The sequence below is a fragment of the Psychrobacter sp. M4 genome (assembly GCF_055699795.1).
This window is the reverse complement of sequence record NZ_CM146740.1, coordinates 3405303-3425977: the sequence shown is the minus strand read 5'-3', so window position 1 is coordinate 3425977 and position 20675 is coordinate 3405303. Positions and strand designations below refer to the sequence as shown.

At 44.6% G+C, this 20675-nt stretch carries 15 protein-coding genes, 2 tRNA genes and 1 pseudogene; 10 read left to right on the top strand and 8 right to left on the bottom strand.

The window, feature by feature from the left end:
* Positions 1-63 precede the first annotated feature (63 nt).
* Positions 64-723, bottom strand: coding sequence for a LysE family translocator (locus tag ACR63N_RS14400; RefSeq protein WP_367107492.1), 660 nt, complete (start codon positions 721-723; stop codon positions 64-66).
* A 95-nt stretch (positions 724-818) separates the two neighbouring features.
* The gene (locus ACR63N_RS14395; RefSeq protein ID WP_367107491.1) at positions 819-2216 is read right to left on the bottom strand and encodes a permease family protein; all 1398 of its coding nucleotides are present in this window, start codon (positions 2214-2216) and stop codon (positions 819-821) included.
* A gap of 410 nt (positions 2217-2626) precedes the next feature.
* Between ACR63N_RS14395 and ACR63N_RS14390 the strand changes: the two genes are divergently transcribed.
* Entirely contained in the window at positions 2627-3517 is an 891-nt protein-coding gene (locus ACR63N_RS14390; protein WP_367110910.1) for a DMT family transporter, read from the top strand.
* A 60-nt stretch (positions 3518-3577) separates the two neighbouring features.
* Here ACR63N_RS14390 and ACR63N_RS14385 read toward each other — a convergent pair whose 3' ends face one another.
* Positions 3578-4135: a GNAT family N-acetyltransferase gene (locus tag ACR63N_RS14385; protein WP_472782223.1), complete on the bottom strand. Its 558-nt coding sequence runs from the start codon at positions 4133-4135 to the stop codon at positions 3578-3580.
* A 237-nt stretch (positions 4136-4372) separates the two neighbouring features.
* Here ACR63N_RS14385 and ACR63N_RS14380 point away from each other — a divergent pair, with 237 nt between their 5' ends.
* Both ACR63N_RS14380 and ACR63N_RS14375 read left to right on the top strand, forming a co-directional pair.
* Positions 4373-4888 (top strand): transposase, encoded by a 516-nt coding sequence (locus tag ACR63N_RS14380; RefSeq protein WP_367105913.1) that lies wholly within the window; start codon positions 4373-4375, stop codon positions 4886-4888.
* Positions 4873-5715: pseudogene (locus tag ACR63N_RS14375) on the top strand (IS3 family transposase); the annotation flags it as partial. The gene ACR63N_RS14380 and the pseudogene ACR63N_RS14375, both read left to right, overlap by 16 nt.
* 92 nt (positions 5716-5807) lie before the next feature.
* Here the strand turns inward: ACR63N_RS14375 and ACR63N_RS14370 are convergent.
* From ACR63N_RS14370 to gltX, 4 genes are all read right to left on the bottom strand, one after another.
* A complete protein-coding gene (locus ACR63N_RS14370) occupies positions 5808-6878 on the bottom strand; it encodes a hypothetical protein (protein WP_367105417.1) in 1071 nt (356 codons plus the stop codon).
* Between the two features lie 455 nt (positions 6879-7333).
* Positions 7334-7409: transfer RNA gene (locus ACR63N_RS14365), tRNA-Glu, on the bottom strand.
* A 166-nt stretch (positions 7410-7575) separates the two neighbouring features.
* Positions 7576-7651, bottom strand: a tRNA-Ala gene (locus tag ACR63N_RS14360).
* 167 nt (positions 7652-7818) lie between these two features.
* Positions 7819-9363: a glutamate--tRNA ligase gene (gltX, locus tag ACR63N_RS14355; RefSeq protein ID WP_367107331.1), complete on the bottom strand. Its 1545-nt coding sequence runs from the start codon at positions 9361-9363 to the stop codon at positions 7819-7821.
* Positions 9364-9686: 323 nt separating this feature from the next.
* Here gltX and rsmH point away from each other — a divergent pair, with 323 nt between their 5' ends.
* From rsmH to ACR63N_RS14320, 7 genes are all read left to right on the top strand, one after another.
* Positions 9687-10721: a 16S rRNA (cytosine(1402)-N(4))-methyltransferase RsmH gene (rsmH, locus tag ACR63N_RS14350; protein WP_367109258.1), complete on the top strand. Its 1035-nt coding sequence runs from the start codon at positions 9687-9689 to the stop codon at positions 10719-10721.
* Between the two features lie 278 nt (positions 10722-10999).
* Positions 11000-11431, top strand: a complete 432-nt coding sequence (ftsL, locus tag ACR63N_RS14345; RefSeq protein ID WP_367105420.1) for a cell division protein FtsL — start codon at positions 11000-11002, stop codon at positions 11429-11431.
* Entirely contained in the window at positions 11428-13536 is a 2109-nt protein-coding gene (locus ACR63N_RS14340; RefSeq protein WP_472782222.1) for a peptidoglycan D,D-transpeptidase FtsI family protein, read from the top strand. The genes ftsL and ACR63N_RS14340 overlap by 4 nt, the downstream gene beginning before the upstream one ends.
* Positions 13537-13668: 132 nt before the next feature.
* Positions 13669-15345: a UDP-N-acetylmuramoyl-L-alanyl-D-glutamate--2,6-diaminopimelate ligase gene (locus ACR63N_RS14335; protein WP_472782221.1), complete on the top strand. Its 1677-nt coding sequence runs from the start codon at positions 13669-13671 to the stop codon at positions 15343-15345.
* 212 nt (positions 15346-15557) lie between these two features.
* Positions 15558-16931 carry a UDP-N-acetylmuramoyl-tripeptide--D-alanyl-D-alanine ligase gene (locus ACR63N_RS14330; RefSeq protein WP_472782758.1) on the top strand — a complete coding sequence of 458 codons (1374 nt, stop codon included), beginning with the start codon at positions 15558-15560 and terminating at the stop codon, positions 16929-16931.
* Between the two features lie 3 nt (positions 16932-16934).
* Entirely contained in the window at positions 16935-18053 is a 1119-nt protein-coding gene (mraY, locus tag ACR63N_RS14325; protein ID WP_367105424.1) for a phospho-N-acetylmuramoyl-pentapeptide-transferase, read from the top strand.
* Positions 18054-18222: 169 nt separating this feature from the next.
* A complete protein-coding gene (locus ACR63N_RS14320) occupies positions 18223-19152 on the top strand; it encodes a putative RNA methyltransferase (RefSeq protein ID WP_367105425.1) in 930 nt (309 codons plus the stop codon).
* A gap of 6 nt (positions 19153-19158) precedes the next feature.
* Here the strand turns inward: ACR63N_RS14320 and cls are convergent, their stop codons facing one another.
* Positions 19159-20670: a cardiolipin synthase gene (gene cls, locus ACR63N_RS14315; protein WP_367105426.1), complete on the bottom strand. Its 1512-nt coding sequence runs from the start codon at positions 20668-20670 to the stop codon at positions 19159-19161.
* Between the last annotated feature and the right edge of the window lie 5 nt (positions 20671-20675).

The following is a 20675-nucleotide window of genomic DNA, read 5'->3' as shown; positions in this document are numbered from 1 at the left end:
ATCGAATATTGAGTCTTACTATCTTTTCTTCCTATATTTTATTAATCCTCTCTTTTCAATCAATCATCCCTTCTCAGTCAGCAATTTAATACCCAAGCCAATAAATACCACTCCGCTTATTTTATTCAAGATAGACTCAACAGCTGGATTTTCTCTCAGACTTTTACTAAACTTCGATGCCAACAGCGCCAAACACAAGCACCATAGCAGACCAGTTACGGCAAAGGTCAATCCTAAAATTAAAAACGACAACGTACTGTAAGCATAATTGGGATCAATAAACTGCGGGAAGAAAGCTAAGAAAAACAAAGCAACTTTTGGGTTAAAAGTATTGGTCAAGACACCTTGTTTGTAGATTTGCTTATAGTCTAAAGAGTTGTGGCTACTTTTTTCTGTTAATTTGCTATTATCTAAAGCATTAGTGATTAGTGGCTTTGCTGTAGTAATGAGCATCTTAACGCCTAAGTAACATAAATAGGCAGCACCAATATATTTTACTAACATAAAGGCTAGGGGTGAATTGGCTAATATGATAGATAGCCCCAGCGCTGCCAACAGCGTATGCACTAAGATGCCGGAGACGATACCCAATACCGAGTAAAGTCCCGCTGTTTGTCCTTGCGCTACACTACGCGTGATAATGTATAAGCTATCGGTGCCGGGGGTTAGATTTAACAACATGCCAGCGAGTATAAATCCTAGATAGTTGTCGATACCAAACATCGCTACTAGCCTTTTAATTACTATTAATAAGTGTTGTCAAAACTTTGGCAAAGCTAGATGCAATATCTAGCTTATGTCGCCTCAATTAAACCGCTTTACAAATCATCTTGAAGAGCAGCGTTGGCTTTGCTAGCAGCAGCAGCTTCTAACGTTTCTTTGCGTTGTCTTGAAGTAGGTCTTTCGATTAAAATATAGAGCACGATACCGATAGCAATAGCATAAACGGTTGATTGCGCCGCTGGCATGGCTAAAGTTACTGCTACGATTCCTGCCACTCCACGCTCAGCAGAGGTTTTTAGCTGCTCTATTCCCACCATGATACAGATATAAGCAGTTAGTAATAAAGTAAGAGATAAGGCAATGGGTAGCACTGGTCTAAAGAGCGTGACCAGCGGTAATATAAATATAGCAGCAAGCCCGGTCCACCAAAAGGTGCCGCCGCCGCTATAGATGGAGTCCATGGCTTTGCGCCCAAGCGCATAGCGCTCGGCAAGGGTGGCGTGAGCTGCAGTCCAGATAGGTCCGGCAAGTCCCGGCCACGGTGCAAAGAAAGCCAGTACCCCATTACGAATACCTGTGACTATATGAATACGCGTAATGTTGGTTTCAATTTTCTCATCAGGACGGATTTCATCGACCCGCTCACTGAGCGCTTGACCGACTAAAATATCACCAAAGGCAATGACATAAGCGATCATCGCAGTCGGGAAGGCGAGTAAGAAAACACTGATATCAGGCATACCGACATTAAAAATCAAAAAATCCGTCATCGCGCTAAAGTTAGGCTGGGTGATACCCCACTCAATATCAGGTAGCGGATATTCTCCAATAACCCAGCCAATAATCATCGCCACGAACATGCCTGAGATCATACCAAGGTTGGCAATCATTTTGGCGAAGCGATTATGTTGAATAGTATGTTTAAAAGATACGGAAAACAGCACGTAACCGGATATAATAGCGCCAATAATTAACGAGATGGGTGTCGCTTCAACACGGCCGCCGGTTTGTATCTCGCCCATCAAGGCGGCGATACCAGCCCCAATGATGACGCCGGCTTTTAAAGAATTGGGGATAAAACCCACTATACGATTGCTAAGGCCAGTCAGACCAAAAAATATAAATATTAAAAACACTTCTAATTGCAAGACAAACATGGCTTGTACAGCAGCCGGACCAGGCTCAAACGCCTGCAAATATAACAGCACAATCGGAATGGCAGGAGTAATCCAGCCGGGTACTAGCGGTACGCCAAGTAGTGAGGGCAGCAGGTACATGAGGCCGGCAATCACACAAAACGCTAGGGCAGCATCATAAGGCATACCCAAATACTGCTCCAGCAGTGGGATCATGGCAAGGCTGACCATAAACATGAATAATCCCTGAAGCATCTCAGGGATCTCCCAGCGGTAGTGTATAAAGGGCAGGCGTATTTTAAAGGGACCAGCAGCCCAATAAGGCTGCTCTTCACCGTACTTACGATCTATAGCCATACTTAAGTCCTTTTAAGTGAGTTCTTTTATGCGAAAGACGAGGTTTATCCAACTCTCTACACAAGATAAAAACGTACTCATTATCGTTAATTATTAGAACAATAAAAACTGTTAAGTAAAATTAATAATAAAGTTGTCTTTGTCAAATTTTATTAGAAAAACATGATACGTGGTAAAAATAACTAAAGCAATGAGGGTTATGCATGAAAAAAAAGCAAAATGGAGGTAAATATAATATTACTAAACTTTATTCTATGAAAATTCAAAATCACATTAAGGGCGGCTTAGAGAATCAGTTTAAACACATAAAAACATCCCACCTAAGCGGATTAAAAAGTTATCATCACCATGTTTTTCTCACGAGCTTGACTGACGCAGTTAAGCTTACCCGCTAAAGAGCCCACGATACCATGACCAGACGCGATCTTATCACCTTTTTTACTCTATCCTTTATGTGGTCACTGTCCTTTATCTTCTATCGAGTCGGCGTGCCTGAGTTTGGATCAATAGCCTTTGCTAGCTTGCGGGTGCTATTTGCAGGCGCAACTATGCTAGTTTTTGTGTTATTAAATCCAAAAAATCGGCAAGGCATCCGTACAAAATGGAAGCTGCTTACAGTTGTTGGTCTATTCTCCACTGCTATTCCTTTTGTCTTGTTTTCCTTTTCAGCACAGTCTGTAAATGCGGGGGTTTTGGCTGTGCTCAATGCCTCTGTACCCATGATGAGCGGCTTTATTGCCAGTACCTTTTTTAACGATAAGCTGGCCAAAAAACAGATTCTTGGTTTGGTCATTGGGGTCATTGGGGTTATTATTTTGATGAGTGAAAACTTAGTTGGTGAAGGCGTCTCAGGATCAGGGTTGCTGCCTTTAGGCTATGCTTTATTAGGCTGTGTTGGTTATGCTACTGGAGCCAATATCACCAGAAACTATCTACAAGACCTATCGCCCATTCCTATCACCGCCGGGTCGATAATCATTGCTAGTATAGTCATGCTACCGATTGGTCTCTATGAGTTTCCTTATGGCAAAAGTATTAGCCTGCAAGCTTGGGTGTCGGTAATTTGTATCGGCGTATTTTCAACTGCGATTGCGCTTGTGTTTATGAATCAACTCATCAAAAATATCGGTCCGACGCGCGCGACCAGTATTACCCTAGTCATTCCCATTTTTGCGATATTTTTTGGTTATATACTGCTTAATGAAGCGTTAGATATCTTTGCTATCGTGGGCTCAGTGGTGATATTGTTTGGTACTTATCTATCTTTAAATTTGTCTATAAAGGGGTTGATTAGATCATAAAGTTTTCTGACTAGCTTGCTGGTACAACTGTGTTCCATCGGTCTCTCACTTCTAAGTATCTTAATTTTCAAATACTAAAGCGTTTAATACATGGTCTTGCCACTCACCATTAATTTTTAGGTAAGACTTAGCATACCCTTCTCTTACAAAACCAAGTTTAGCTAGTAATTGCTCGCTCTTAACATTGTTAGGTAGATGGTTTGCCATAATCCGATGCAATCCATATTGTTCACGCATATGACTGATTGCCCTTTGCAAGGTGATATGCATAATACCTTGACCTTCAAAATCTTTATCTATTGAAAAGCCTAAATAGCAGGCCTGAAATACCCCAAAGGTAAGACCTGTAAAGTTAATAATACCAATAATTCTATTAGAGTTTTTTACTGTAATAATCAATGAAAGAGCTCTTTTTTGAGTTTGATCATCTATTGCAGTAATAATACGTTGATGAATACTATCCAATTCATAATACTCTGAAGAGCGCGAGGGTTCAAAAGGGATCAATCTTTCTTTATTATTGAGTAAATACTCTTGTAGCGGTTTAGCCATATCAAAGCTCATAAAAAGGACATCAGCTTTAGAAGTACTAAATACTTTATCTTGGTTAATATACATAGGTTTTATACTTTTATAGTGTTTTGAGATTATGATGTTTTAAAATTATGATGTTTTAAAATTATAGTATTCTACGATTTTATAGCTAAACAGATATGGTCAGGTAGAAACAGTAAACAAGGCTAAGATTCTAAATTGTAATTCATCTAAATATAATAAAAAATAAATCAATAAAAAAGCCCAAACATTAATTGAACTGCCCCCCATAAGTTGGACACAATTTATGGGGGTTATTTTATGCGTTACGATCTAGACTTTAAGATCAAAGTCATAGCATACTACAAGCAAGGACATAGCGGACATGCTACCAGTGAGAAGTTTTCTGTAAATCCGCGGTTTGTCAGCAAATGGGTCGAGCAATATCAACATGGTGGCATAGACGCTATCAAGCCTAAGGTCGATAGGACTAAATACAGTAGCGACTTTAAGTATAAAGTGCTCGCTGTGATGTTATCAGAAGGACTAAGTCAGTCTGAAACTGCCCTTAGGTTTACTATCAGCTCACCTGCGCTTATTAGCCACTGGCACAACGCTTATCGACACTACGGTATGTCTGGACTCACCTCTAAATATAAAGGTAGTAATCCTATGACCTCTCCTATCACAGACAAACCTGATGAGGACAAGACCCTAGCAGAGCTCAAACGTGAGAACGAGTATCTACGAGCGGAGAATGCGTATTTAAAAAAGCTCGATGCCTTGCTCAGAGCGGAGGAACAAGCAGACAAAAAGCAAGGCTCATCGAAGGACTAAGACAACAGCACGTGTTATCTGACTTACTCACCATAGCAAAGCTTGCAAGGAGTAGTTTCTACTATCATAGAGCGAGTCTTTGGGATAAAGACAAATACGCTCCCTTGAAACAGCGCATCCGTGATATCTACCACCAGCATAAAGGTCGATATGGTTATCGTCGAATCACTCAGACACTTAAGAATGAAGGACTAAAGGTCAACCATAAGCGGGTTGCAAGGCTTATGGGACAGCTTAAGCTGACTGCCAGAATCAGACGACAAAGGTATCGATCCTACAAAGGACAGTGCGGCGTTATAGCTAAGAACAGGGTCAAGCGTAAGTTCAGAGCAGGTGCGCCTAATCGCAGATGGTTTACTGACATTACTGAATTTAAGGTTGGTAGTGATAAGTTGTATCTATCACCCATACTCGATGGCTACAACAATGAGATCATCAGCTACGAGCTTTCAAGACGACCCGTCTATAACTTAGTCAAACAGATGCTTGAGCGTGCCGTTAAAAACATACCTGCAAAGCGCAAAGAGGAGCTCACCCTGCATTCAGATCAAGGCTGGCACTATCAAATGAAACCGTTTGCAAGTACGCTTAGAGCGAATCATATTAACCAAAGTATGAGCCGTAAGGGTAATTGCTTAGACAATGCATTGATGGAAGGGTTCTTTGGTACGCTCAAATGTGAGACGATTTATATTGAGAAACCGAATACCATTGAGGATTTAGAGCAACAGATTCATGAGTATATCCACTACTATAATCATGAGAGAATTCAACTTAAACTAAAAGGACTGAGTCCTGTAAAGTACAGAACTCAGTCCTTGATGTAAACTTAAACTGTCCAAGTTTAGGGGGTCAGTTCAAATGAGTGGGCTTTTTATTGTTTAAAACGACTATTTAATTAAATAGCTTAGCGTACATTCTAACGCACATTATCACCTAGGGTAATGATGGGCTTGTCTAAACGATAATTAGTGGCTGCACTTCTAGCGCCCATAGTAGCCGCAATAAAGGTTAGGATAGCGCTAATTAACCAAAATAAACCAGTATATAAAGCTGCTTTACGAGCAATGTCTTCAGCTTGTTGTACCGCTTGATCTACAGATTGCTGTGCTTGCGCGATATATTGTTCTGTCTGCGCTTTATACTCGTTGAACGACTGCATTACTTCTTGACGTACTTGAACGGCTTGATCTTCAGTAAGGCCTTGTTGTTGTAGACGATTAATCAGCTCAGGACCTTGCAGGGTTTGCTCAATTGATGCCATACGCTGTTTAGCATAGTCATCAATGTTGCGCCACGTATCGATACTAGTGAAATCCATGTTAGCCATATCACTTTTAGTATCGTTGATCATCTCTTCTAATACACTAGTGGTCGCAGCAATTTGCTCTTCGCTTAGATTCTGCGTGTTTTTGGCAACCATGGCGCGTACATCTTCGCGGCTAATATTGCCAGATACCGTTTGATAAACTTCCTGTGCTCTTTGCTGCATCTGCTGCATAGTGCTATCAGGTATTACAGCTGCACCGCCTGCTGCTGCTGTACCTACTGCTGAGGTACCTGCTGCTGCAACGCCGCCTGCTGTCTTAGCAACGGTACTTACGGTGCTACCAAGAGCATTACCCGCTGAAGCTAAAATGCCAGTGGCACTACTAAGGGTAAAGAACGTTGTAAAAAGCACGATTAATGCTGCAGTTAGCATACCCGTCAAAGTAGCGTCCTTTTGATCAATCTCGGTACCATCACCAAATAATGCCTCTGGTGCTGAGAACTTAATAGCAAAATAACCAGCAACAAAGGCACTAACTAGGGCAGTAATAGCGGCATAGATACCACCAGCTATACTGGTGCCTTTTAAATCAAAAGGTATAAATGAGCTTAATACTAAAGCGAGAGCAATCATAGCCATCACTACTATCAGTCCCATGACAAGACCTGCTAACACACCACGCCATGAAGGGCGACGCTGAGGCGAATAGATAGGTGTCATAATCATTCCTTAATATAAATTGTTTCAAGCAAAGTTTTATATGTTATTTGGCATTGTTGATCATTATAAACACAGCTCATATTTGCTCTGTATTCTTAAATGACTAACAATAATGTATACAATGAACATAGTGCCAGCATAAGGAAAACCATGAACTATTCATAATACTATTAAGTAGAAAAAAGCAAGTATCCTGTATATAAATGTTAAGGTATGTCACCAGATAGAGCGTATGTAAGACTGTGTAAATTTTTAAAAATATCTGTTAAGCTATTTATATCAATGAGAGCAATTAAGTTTATGGCTTCATCCTACACTAATAAAAGGATGAGGAGTTTAGTTCAGACATAAAAAAAGCTCAGTTCTAGTCGTAATGACTAGAACTGAGCTTTTGGATGGTGCAATAATTAGTCTTAAGTTTCATCGAAAAAGTGCTAATTACTGACGCCGAATAGTGGCGTCCCCAGGGGGATTCGAACCCCCGTTACCGCCGTGAAAGGGCGGTGTCCTAGGCCTCTAGACGATGGGGACGCATAGAGTGTTGTATTTAATGCAATTAAGCATCGATACAACGGTCAATCACAATATCAGAGTGCTTAACTATTAATAAGTAATTAAATAACAAGCCTTGCCTAGGTGCTGATACTGTCCTATTAGCAAATTTTATATCAAAACGGTAAGTTTATTATAAAAAGTATGGTGGAGCTAAACGGAGTCGAACCGTTGACCCCTTGCATGCCATGCAAGTGCTCTACCAACTGAGCTATAGCCCCTCGCTAAGAGTGATGCGTATTTTAGGGAATAGCGGAGAGGTTGTCAACAATTATTTCTGCAAATAGTAATAAATAGAAAAAATTGTCTTATAGCCACAAAGCTCATATCAAACCAGCAAACCGAATAAGCGCCTAAAACGTTATCCGGTTTTATAATTGCTATAAAATTATTCTGATGCCAAAAAGTCTGGCAAATTCTGAGCGGTTTTCTCAAGCTTTTTCAGCTTTTTCTTACCGAGGCCGCCTAGTACATCAACCGCATGACGCAAGCGTATTAGCGTCATATCTGCGCCAATAATCCACATCGAATTCATAACGGGCGTTGACGACGAGCTACCAGCGATGGCAATAAAGAAAGGAGCGATAAAATCGCGCATTTTAATATCGAGCGCCGCCGATAAGCCTTTCATTGTGGCGTAAATATTGTCTTCCGACCATTTAGGCAAAGCTTCCAATTGCCAGATGGCCAGCTGTAAGATCTCCATAATCTGTTCCGCTGACAGCGTTTTATGATTAAAATCCTCCGCTGTAATCTTCGGTACATTCTGAAAATAAAATCCGCCCCAATTGACTGCGTCAGACAATAGCTCGATACGTGGCTGGATAGCGGCGGCCATGGCCGTTAATTTATCACTATTGTTAGCCCAGTCTAGAATTCTATTCTTTAGCTCCTCAGGTGTTAGCTCACGCAGCCATTCGGCGTTTAACCAATTGAGCTTTTCGATATCGAAGATAGGACCGCCCAAGGAAACACGCTGAATATCGAAGCTCTCAATCATCTCATCCAAAGTGAACTTTTCGGCATCGTTAGGTAGGGAGTAACCCATACGGCCTAGATAGTTGAGCAGCGCTTCAGGCAACACACCAGCATCACGGTAATAAGTGATGGAGGTTGGGTTTTTGCGTTTGGATAACTTAGATTTATCGGGGTTACGCAGTAGCGGCATGTGACACAGAACCGGCATCTCCCAACCAAAATAATCATAGAGCAGTTGGTGCTTGGGCGCTGAATTGAGCCATTCCTCGCCGCGCATCACATGACTGATCTGCATCAAATGATCATCGACGACGTTGGCTAGATGATAAGTGGGCAGACCGTCCGTTTTGAGCAGTACTTGCATGTCGACTTGTTCCCACGGAATCTCAACCGTACCGCGCAGCATGTCTTCAACTTTGCAAACGCCGTCTTTAGGGACACGCATACGAATCACAAAGGGTTTGCCATCACCTGCCATCTGGTCCGATTCTGCGCGCGGCAGATCAGCGTAGCGGCCATCATAGCGCGGCGTCTCACCACGTGCCATTTGCTCTGCACGCATAGCATCTAGCTCCTCGGCAGTACAAAAACAGCGAAAGGCGTGATCATCATTCAAGAGCTGCTCGGCGTACTTTTTATAGATATCCGCGCGCTCGCTTTGACGATAAGGCGCATGTGGTCCGCCAACATCCGGACCCTCTGCCCAATCAAGTCCGACCCAGCGTAGCGCGTCCAAAATCATTTGCTCGGATTGCTCAGTTGAGCGCGTTTGGTCGGTATCTTCAATACGTAAGATAAATTCGCCGCCATGGGCTTTAGCAAAGGCCAAATTAAACAGCGCGATATAAGCGGTACCGACGTGCGGAAAGCCAGTAGGGGAGGGCGCAATACGGGTACGGACAGGACGGCTAGTATTAACACTAGTATGAGTGGTTTGAGTCGACGTTTGCATCATAAAAGCCTTAGAGAATAGTTATTAATCAAAAGTTAGAATAAATAAAATAAAGAATATAGGGTAAAGCATATGAATTAAAGCAGTAGATAGCGTAAAATAAAGCGCTAGTATAACAGGGATGCACAATATTTTTAATGAAAAGGCCAGTTGGTGCTTGACTACAGATGTATCCTTGCGATAATGAGGCTAAATAAGATGTAACTTGTTTATTTTTATCTGATTATTGGCCTAATAGGTCGCCATCTATCGAGTTGTTTGTGTCATTATCACCGTCTAAACCAAATAATAAAGTTTTATCCACCTATGCTGGCAAGGACTCTGCTATGTCCGATACTTTTGCACAAGCGTCGAAGTCTGAAGAGCCTAATGAGAGGGACTTTGCACACGATGCCGTCCTACTACAAGAAACGGTCGCCGCAGTGCTGGGCGTAAAGGCTTTGCCCAGTATAAATGCGGATCGCAGTAAAAGCCTGCAAGCTTCAGGTGTTTATGTCGATGCAACCTTTGGTCGCGGCGGGCATAGTCGTCTGTTGTTAAGCCAGCTAGCTGATGACGCACGCTTAATTGTGTTTGATAAAGATCCGACGGCTATTGCAGTGGCTCATAATCTTGCTCGTGAAGATAGCCGCGTTCAGGTAGTCCACGATAGTTTTGCAACTTTGACAGAGCGTTTGGCTGCGCTTGAGATCAATCAAGTCGACGGACTTATGGCGGATTTGGGGATATCATCACCGCAAATCGATGATGGCAGCCGCGGCTTTAGCTTTATGCGTGACGGTGCGGTCGATATGCGTATGGATACCAGCCGTGGCCAGTCCGTTGGGCAGTGGCTTGAGAGCGTCGACGCTGATACTTTAGCCGATGTACTCTACGAGTTTGGCGAAGAGCGTCACAGTCGCCGTATTGCGCGCGCAATTAAACAGATGGATAGTTATGAGTCGACCCTTAAGCTTGCGGAGGCGATCAAAGTGGCGCATCCCAATTGGCAAAAAGGCAAACATCCGGCAACGCAAAGCTTTCAGGCGATGCGCATCTTTATTAACAATGAGCTTGGTGATATCGATCACTTTTTAGAACAAAGCATTCCTATCTTAAAGTCAGGTGGTCAGTTGGCAGTTATTAGCTTTCACTCGCTTGAAGATCGGCGTATCAAGCAGTTTTTGCAGCGCCACAGTAAAGGTCAGTATCCTGAAGATGAGCAATTACCGATGCCGCCTATGCGCCCGCGTTATTTTAGTAAGCCTAAACGTATCGGCCCAAGTAAAAACGAGATTGCAAACAACCCGCGCGCCCGTAGCGCTTGGCTACGAGTAGCGACTCGAACAGACATTGACTATCAGTCAATAGCGTCTCTTTGATTTTACTGCTCCTATGACTGCTATTGGGATGAGTCAGTACGCTGCTGTTAAAAAGCTGTAAATATTATCTGCTAGGCTCAGCAGTTGTTTTTTATTTGGCTCTTTATTTTTAATGGACTGCTTATCCGTGTTTGAGCACTTGCCGGTGTTGTTTTTTTAACGTTGTACTTTTTATTGATATTATTTATTAGTACTACCCTTATTGTTACTACATTGTTACTACCACTTTGTTACTACCGCTATTTTTTTATATTGAAGTTCACTTTTTTGAGATCGTCATGGCAATATCTGACAAACCTGCAAACCGCCGTACCGCCCTACCTGATAGCACTGATATCGGTGAGATGTTTGCACGCCGTTTTAATGTAGTAAGTATTTATGTCGTCGTGTTGTTGATGCTAGCAGGCGCTATTATATGGAGCGGTATCAGAACGGCTGAGGACGTCCAGCAATATCATCAGGATTATAAAACTTTGCAAGACATGAAAAAACAAGAACGCAAACTTCAAATTGAACACCAACGTCTGCTAATAGAGCAACAAACCTTTAGTGCCACGCCGCAAATTGCAAGCCGCGCGGTCGCTGAGCTGGGTATGTATTCGCCGACGCTACAGGACAAGCTTATCATTCAGCCCAGTGCCCCTGCGGCTACAGACGCAGTAGCGACAACTTCTACAGCATCTCCTGAGACCGAGGAGGCTGGACAATGAGTGATAAAAAATCGGTAGATAAGGATAAAGACGCCGCGAAAAACAGTAAAAAAACCGCTAGCGGCAAAGTAATCAAGCCACTGCGTTCTGCTAGCACTGCTAAATCTACTAAAAAGTCTGCAACGTCTAAAACTTCGAAATCTAATGCAGATAAACGCGCAACTAAATTGCATGGTCGCCTAAGAAAAAACGAAACTCAAGGCGCTTATACTAGTGTCAAAAACCGTAAAAAAGCGATTTTTAACAAAGCTTCTGGTGCTTCATCTCGCGGCGGTTTTGAGTATGACAAAAACCGCTTTCGTACGGTTTGGGGTATTGCTCTTGTGATATTGGGTCTGCTGATAGGCCGGGCTTATTATTTACAAGTGGCTAACGCGCAGTTTTATCAAGATAAAGGCGATGAGCTGATTACCGGCGTACGCACGCAACCCTCTTATCGCGGTATGATCACCGATCGTAATGATCTACCGCTTGCGATCAGTGCCCCTTTGGCAACCGTGTCTTTTAGTCCGCATGATTATGCACAAGAATACTATGAGCTCAAACGCATTCAGATTGAAAACCCGGATCAGCCCAAACTGCAAGCGCGAGTACAAGAGCGCTTAGATAATATGGATCTCACTACTTTAGCTGTCGCAGCAAATATACCGGTGGCTGAGCTACAAAAGGCGGCGGGTATTGATGACAGCGTCGATGTTACTGATGAAGAAGCAGTAAAAGCGGCTCTGCCCTCAGGAGCTGGCTCGCATTATTTGCCGCTACTGAACAAAGTTACGCCCGAGATTGCCCAGAGCGTAAGTGCGCTTGATTTCCCAGGCGTCTATGAGAGAAACTTTTTTCAGCGCTACTATCCGCAGCCGCAGCCCAACTCGCAGTTGCTAGGGTTTATGGGACAAAACGCCAATGATCCTGATGGCGGTTATGAAGGTCGGGCGGGTATTGAGAAGCAGTTTGAAACAGCGCTAGCCGGTGACGATGGTAAGGTGCTGGTATTAAAGGATGCCAAGCAAAATAGCCTGCGCGAGATCAAACAATTGGAGCCTGAGATACCGGGCAAAGATGTGGCACTGACTATCGACTCAAGATTGCAGTACCTGCTGTATAAAGAGCTTGAGAAAGCTGGACGCTTGCAGCAAGCACGCTGGTCAACAGGGATGATCGTTGATGTGCAGACCGGTGAGGTTATGGCGCTCTCAACGTGGCCGTCTTTTAATTCCAATAACCTTAATGAGATGACTGGCGAAAACCAGCGCAACCGTGCTTTATTGGACGTCTTTGAACCCGGCTCGGTCATGAAGCCTTTTACCGTGGCTGCTGCTTTGGACTCCGGTAAATATACGGCCAACTCGTTAATCGATACCAATCCTGGCTCTATTCGCGTGCAAGGCTATACCATTCGCGACCATAACAATTTAGGCGTCATTAATTTTGCTACTTTATTACAAAAATCAAGTAACGTAGCTTCAACCAAGATAGCACTATCACTACCGCCTGATGCGATTACCAATATGCAAAAACAATTTGGCTTTGGGGCCAAGACACCGCTACAATTCCCAGGGGAAGGCGCAGGTCTGGTCAGCACACCAAAAGAAAAAGAGTATTCACGGCGCGCGACAGTCAGCTACGGTTATGGTCTACAAGTCACCCTTGCGCAAGTTGCGCAGGCTTACGCTGCGTTAGGGGCAGGCGGAGTTATGCATCCATTGACCCTGATCAAGACCGAGAAGCCACTAGCCAGCAAGCGGGTTATGGAGCATGAGCAAGCGATGGCTATTGTAAAAATGTTAGAGGCGGTCACTTTGCCCGGCGGTACGGCGAAAGCCGCTGACATCGACGGTTACCGCGTAGCTGGCAAAACGGGTACCTCGCGCCGGATCAACCCCGATGGTGGGTATTATACTGATCAGTATCGTAACGTCTTTGCTGGTATGGCTCCTGCCTCTAATCCAAAGTTTGTTAGCGTCATCTTGTTAGAAGATCCGCGCGGGCTGCACTATGCTGGTCTGACTGCTGCGCCAGTATTTCATAACGTGATGAAAGAGGCGCTGCGTCTATATAATGTGCCATTAGATAAACCCCTACAAACTGAAGAACTCAGCCAATAATTACGCTCTTAAATAGCAGCTGTCTGTTTATTTTTAAAGACTTGTTATGTTTTTAAATACTGATTTACAACAGCTGCTCTAAAAACTATTTTAATGTTTAATATTTTCTTACTATCTTCGTCTAGGATTTATATGACTACCTCAGCCCGGCACACGACAACGCTGCAACAGCTTATAGACAGCAGTAATAATAAGAGGTTTAGTCAATATTTATCTAAGATAATAAACGCCAGTCATCCTGCCGAATCGATAGCAACGATTCCCTTTGCAGCACTGCGTTTGGACAGTCGCCAAGTGGCACATGGTGAGGTGTTTATACTGCTCAACAGCCAGCGACCAAACTGCCAAAAAAGCCGAGACTATCTTTATCAAGCCGCAAAACATGCGGCCTTTATCTTATCTGAGATTGATCCTGCATCGTTATTGATCGCAGGCAATGTGCCGCCTCATAGTAATATACAACTGCAAGAAAACTCAGCATCAACCGAGTCCCAATCTACTGCTCAGCATGCTTTAGAAGCATTGTCTTGTCCTGTGCTTCATACACCTGACATCCGCAGCTTTTTGGGCGATTTGGTGCAAGCGCACCTGCAATATCAGCAGCCTGTGACCTTGCCAACTGTTGTTGCCGTTACTGGTACCAATGGCAAAACCACGATTAGTCAGCTGGTCGCTCAATTAACGCAGTTGGCCACTATGAGTAGTGCGGTAATGGGAACGGCGGGCAATGGACGGCTTGGCGCGCTCACTCAGGCTAGTCATACTACCGGCGACGTGATAGCTGTGCAGAAGTTTTTATATCAAATGGGAGCAGAGCAAGCTGATATTCTGGCGCTTGAGGCCAGCTCGCACGGTCTTGATCAGCAGCGCTTGCAGGGCACGCCAATCAAAGTCGCTATTTATACCAATCTAAGCCGTGATCATCTGGATTATCATGCCGATATGAGCGAGTATGTGGCAGCCAAAGCCAAACTGTTCGATAAAGCGCAGTTCCCGGCGCTAACTCACGCCATCATCAACGCTGATGATGAGTATGCCAAGGTCATGCTAAAAGCGGCACGGGACAGCGGTTTGATCGTATGGACCTATAGCTTGCAGGCAGACAGCAAGGCTACCCTTACAGCTACCGATATCAGCCCAAGTCTTGAAGGGGTCAAAATCACCTTACGTAGCCAAGTCAAAGACAAGCTGCGTCAAGATATCGATATTATCAGTCCTTTACTGGGCCGCTTTAACGTTGCCAACTTACTTGCCGCTATTGGTGCGGCACTAGCTCTCGGCATCGATATAGAGCAGCTCAAAGCTTTAGTGCCGCAGCTGCAAGGCGCTATCGGACGTATGCAGCGCGTACCGTCGAGTGAAGGCTGTTTTATCGTAGATTATGCGCACACGCCCGATGCCTTGAGCCAAGTGCTTGGTAGCCTCAAAGCCCACTGCCAAGGACAATTGTGGGCGGTATTTGGCTGCGGCGGCGATCGTGATGCTGGCAAGCGGCCTTTAATGGCGCAAGCGGGGCTGGCTGGTGCTGACCAAGTGATACTGACCGCTGATAATCCGCGCAGCGAAGATCCCATTCGTATTTTGGAGGATATGCAAGCTGGCATGAGCCCCGAGCAATATCAGCGTACCCATATCGAGCCTGCTCGTCAAAAAGCCATCGATTATGCCGTCAGTCACGCCGGTCTAGATGATATCGTCGTCATCGCAGGCAAAGGTCACGAGACTTATCAAGAGATCAATGGCGTGCGTTTCGATTTTGATGATAGCGTGGTCTTGCAGCAGGCACTACAGCAAGCTGGCCGATTATAGGATCTGTACTATAATTTTCGCCCTATAAAACTTTTCGCCCTATAAAACAAGGTAGCGCAATACTAAGCTACTAACTATACAACTATCACCTATAAAACAAAAAATTAAATAAGCAGCCACCCTACAAGGTAATCACTATGACAGCTGACAACGATAATACCATTCAGTCGCAAGGACTTTATGTCTGGCAAGCGGATAATTTATTAGCAGCAATGGCAGCGCTTGATGGTCGCTGGCAGGCGGCGCAAGTAGAGTCAGCAAAGCAGACAGCAAACCAGATTGGGGTGACCAGTAACCGTATCACTACTGATACCCGTACTATAAAGACTGGCGATATCTTTTTGGCATTAACTGGTGACAATTTCGATGGTCATGATTATATTAATGTCGCTGCCGCTCAAGGCGCTATTGCTGCTATTGTAGCGCGCCCGATCTCTACCAGTATTCCGCAACTGGTAGTCAGTGACACCCGTCTGGCTTTGGGACAGCTCGCAGCTTATCGCCGTCAGCAGCATCAAGATGTCACTATCATTGCGATCACCGGCTCTAGTGGCAAGACCACTTGTAAAGAGATGCTTGGTAGTATCTTTGGTAGACTTGCACCTACTTTGATCACGCGCGGTAATTTAAATAACGACTTGGGCGTACCAATGATGCTCCTTGAGCTCTCCGATCACCACCGCTATGCCATTATTGAGCTGGGTGCCAACCATATCGGCGAGATCGCTTACACTACCGAGATTGTTCGTCCTGATGTGGCCTGTATTTTAAATATTGGTACCGCGCATTTGGGCGAATTTGGTAGCCGCGAAGGTATTTGTCAGACCAAAGCTGAGATTTATCACACTCTAAACGATGATCAATATGCGATTGTTCCTGATAAAGATGACTTTACCAATCAGTTGCGCCGCATTGCTGAGCAGCATACTTCTCATGTGATAGGTTTTGGTAATACCGATGTTAGTGCCAGCCATTTAGAGGTAGAGCCTGAGCGTAGTGAGTTTAAGCTACATATCGGTACGAATATTCATGATATCAAGCTGCCACTGGCAGGCGAGCACAATGTCAACAATGCTTTAGCCGCTGCCGCCTGTGCCTACGCGCTAAATATCAGTGTCGACGATATCGTTATCGGTCTTGAAAATGCGCTGCCTGCTAAAGGACGTCTGAACAGTCAACTACTCGGTATGCATCGCCTCATCGATGATACTTATAATGCCAACCCGCATTCAGTACGCGCCGCCGCCAAAGTGCTGGCAGCACAAACCGGTACTCAAGTAATGGTATTAGGCGATATTGCAGAGCTTGGAGATGCGGCCGTGAGTGAACATCAAAGCTTGGGTCGTACCATTGCCGCTACTGGCATCGATATGCTCCTTTGTGTAGGGGAGTTTGCCAAGTACAGTGTGGCGGGCGCTGAGGAAGTTGGTGCCATTGAAGCGCACGCTTTTGAAGATAAAGATAGTTTATTGCAATACTTGCAAACATTTTTGCAAGCTCAGCAGGCACAGCCTTGTACCGTGCTGTTCAAGGGTTCGCGTACTATGGCGATGGAAACCCTTATTGATGCACTAGTTGAGGAGTAGGCTGTGTTAGTTTGGTTGTTTGAATGGCTGGGTCAGTACTACACGCCATTTTTTGCTGTATCCTCGCTCACTCTACGCGCGCTACTTGCGGTGATTACAGCGCTGGCATTTAGTCTGTTTTTTGGTGGACGTGTGATCAAGCATCTGCGTACTTTGAAGTATGGGCAAGCGGTACGCGATGATGGGCCGCAGTCACACTTGATTAAAACCGGTACCCCCACTATGGGCGGGGTGCTTATTTTGACATCTATTGGCGTGGCAACCCTGCTATGGGCGCGGCTAAGTAATCCCTATGTTTGGATCTTACTGGTGGTCATGGTGATCTTTGGAGCAGTAGGCTGGACAGATGATTGGCTAAAGATTAAGTATAAAAATCCGAAGGGATTAATCGCCCGCAAAAAGTATTTTTGGTTGTCTATGGGCGCACTGTTTGTAGGCGTATCACTGTATTATATTGCCTCTATACAGCCCAGTATGGCAACGACGCGCGAGATGCAAGATGTATTAATTCCAGTTTTTAAAAATCTAATCATTCCCTTCTCCGTTATTCCGTTCGGTATCGGCTTTATTATTTTCACCTATTTTGTGATTAATGGTGCCTCCAATGCGGTCAACTTAACCGATGGTCTAGACGGTCTGGCGATATTACCCGTGGTGCTAGTTGCTGCAGGTTTGGGAGCGATGGCTTATGTATCGGGCGATATTAGATTCTCAGAGTATCTACATGTCCCTTATATCACTTACAACTCCGAGGTCATTATCGTTTGCGGGGCGATGATTGGCGCAGGACTTGGGTTTTTATGGTTTAACGCTCACCCCGCTCAGGTATTTATGGGTGATGTGGGCGCGCTGGCATTAGGGGCGATGCTAGGTACGATTGCGGTAATGACCCGTCAAGAGATTGCTTTTGCCATTATGGGTGGATTGTTTGTCGCTGAAGCTCTATCGGTGATGCTACAAGTCGGTTCTTATAAGATGCGCAAAAAACGTATCTTTCGTATGGCGCCCCTGCATCATCATTTTGAAGAGATTGGCTGGAAAGAGACCCAAGTTGTGGTGAGGTTTTGGATCATTGCTATCGTACTTGTGGTGTTGGGTTTGATGACGCTAAAACTGCGTTAGTTTCATATTTACATATAGTCAGTACAAAAAATCGATACGTCAATGTCATCGTACTGCTGGTATAAATTTTCCTTGCGTGCTGCGCCTTTGCAGACAGAGACTGCGCAAAATTTATACCAGCAGCACAGTATCTTTTTAGAATAAATCAACTATAACACTGAGATGGTTTGTGTCCTTATTTATCTGTCCGCTTTGTCAATCCCCCCTCATACCTGCGCCAGATACATGGCGCTGTGATGGTAGTCTTAATGCCAAGCATACCGCACACTCATTTGATGTGGCGCGTCAAGGCTATATCAATCTATTGCCAGTACAACAAAAAAAGTCCAAAGCGCCAGGAGATAGTCCAGAGTCTGTAGCGGCGCGGCAGCGTTTTTTAAAGGCGGGCTATTATCAGCCATTACAGACTCTTATCTGTCAGCAAATACAAAAGCTACTAGATAAAAAAAATAAACAGCCAATCAGTTGGCTAGATATTGGCTGCGGCGAAGGCTATTACACTGAGGCGATGGCGCAGACCGGCATAGATACTTTGCTAGCGGCTGATATTAGTAAACCTGCTGTACTAGAACTTGCTAAGACCAGCAAAGCGGCAAATCGACTTTGGTATCAGCGCTATCAGCAGGACATACAGGAGGAAGAGGACGCAAATAAAACGGCTGCTATTTATCCGCTGGTAACTAGTGCCGCCCATTTGCCACTACGGGCGCAAAGTATGACGGGTATCAGCAGTATTTTTAGTCCGATTCTGCCAGCAGCTTTTGCTCACGTCTTACAAAAAGACGGTTATTTGATTATTGCCAAACCCGATGTAGGACATCTAGCTAGTATACGTGAGGCGTTATTTGATGAGGTTCGAGAGCATGATTCAGATAAGTTTTTAGACGAGCTTGCGCCTTATTTTAAACTGTTAGATACCCACTGTATAACCGCTAACATGCGCTTATCGACAGAGGCACTAGCTGATTTATTGACCATGACGCCGTATAGCTATCGGGCGCGTGCTGACAAACGTCAAGCTCTACTGGCTGCTACTGACCATAAACCATGTGTCAGCGAGGCCAAATTTGTCATTTATGTTTTGCAAAAAAGCCTTTAACGATAGCTAAAGTACCGGTCCCATCGTCGCCACGACATTATTCCAAATTCTATAAATCAGCGGCCAGTTTTTAACCTCTGTAAGGCTGATGCTTTTAGAATCAGCGATATACTGATATTGCCGCTCCACAATATCAGCGGCTAAGGCTTTATCGCTAAAGACCACGTTGTTTTCATAATTCAAGTCAAAGCTGCGCAGGTCTAAATTGGTGGAGCCAATAAGACCAATCTCCCCATCAACGGTTAAAGTCTTGGCGTGCAGCAGGCCAGGCTTATATTCATAAATCTTTACCCCAGCTTCAAGCAGTTGTAGATAGTAACTGTGACTGGTCGCCGCCACAATGAACGAGTCGTTCTTTTTGGGGAAAATCATCGTTACCTCTACGCCGCGATAAGCTGTCGCACAGAGCACACTGACAAGCGAGTAGTCGGGCACAAAATAGGGTGTGGAGATAATCAGCGTATGCTCGGCTTGACTAATCAGCGCACCTAAAAACTGCGGCGTTGTGCCTTGGCGCTGCGTGGGGCCATCGGCAAAGACTTGTGCGGCAAGGCCAGCTGACTCACTGTCGCTATCAGTAGACTCTCCATCTTCTGCCGTAGCTTTATCTTTATCAAAGCGTTTAGGTATAGTCGTTAATGGCTCGGTAAAATAAGGAAAGCTATCAAGCGGTGTCTCTGGGTTTTTCATCAGCCAGTCACTGGCAAACAGCATCTGATTCTGCGCGACTATTGGCCCTTCAATACGCATCATGATATCTACCCACGGCGCATATTTGGGCTTGACGCGAAATTCAGGATCAGCGCAGTTGCGACTGCCCGAGTAGCCAACTTTGCCATCAATCACCGTAATTTTGCGGTGATTACGCAAATCAATACGGCTAAATAGTAGCACTTTTATAAGGTTACGAAACGGTAGGGCAACACTAACTTGTACACCTGCCTCCTGCATCTCGCGCCATATTTTTGAGCGCACCATTTTACGTGATCCCATCCCATCAACCATCGCGCGGCAAGTTACCCCGCGCTTCGCCGCGCGTATCAGCGCTTGCGCGGTATCAATTCCCATGCCATCGATAAGCCAAATATAGTACAGCACATGGATATGATCAGTCGCTGCATCAAAATCGGCAATCATACGTCTACTGGTTTCTGCTGCATCGGCCATTAATTCGGCGCGGTTGCCAAGGGTAGTGCGAAATCCGGTCACATTGGCAGAGTAAGCAAACGCTGCTCGATATTCAGGCTTGATAGCTTCTATAGCAGTAGCACTACCGAGCACTTCAGGATTGTTCTGGTGTAGCTTATTGATAACTTGCTTATAATTGCGCTCAAAATTGCGTCCTAGATGTACCTCACCGAACAACCAATACACCACTACGCCAACATAAGGCAATATAAAGAGTATAACCAGCCAAGCTAGGCGGGCAGGAGCGGTCAAATTATCACGGGCAAGCACGCGCAGAGATATCAATAGCAGCAATATAAAGTGCAGGGTTAAAAAGATATCCATTAACATAAGCG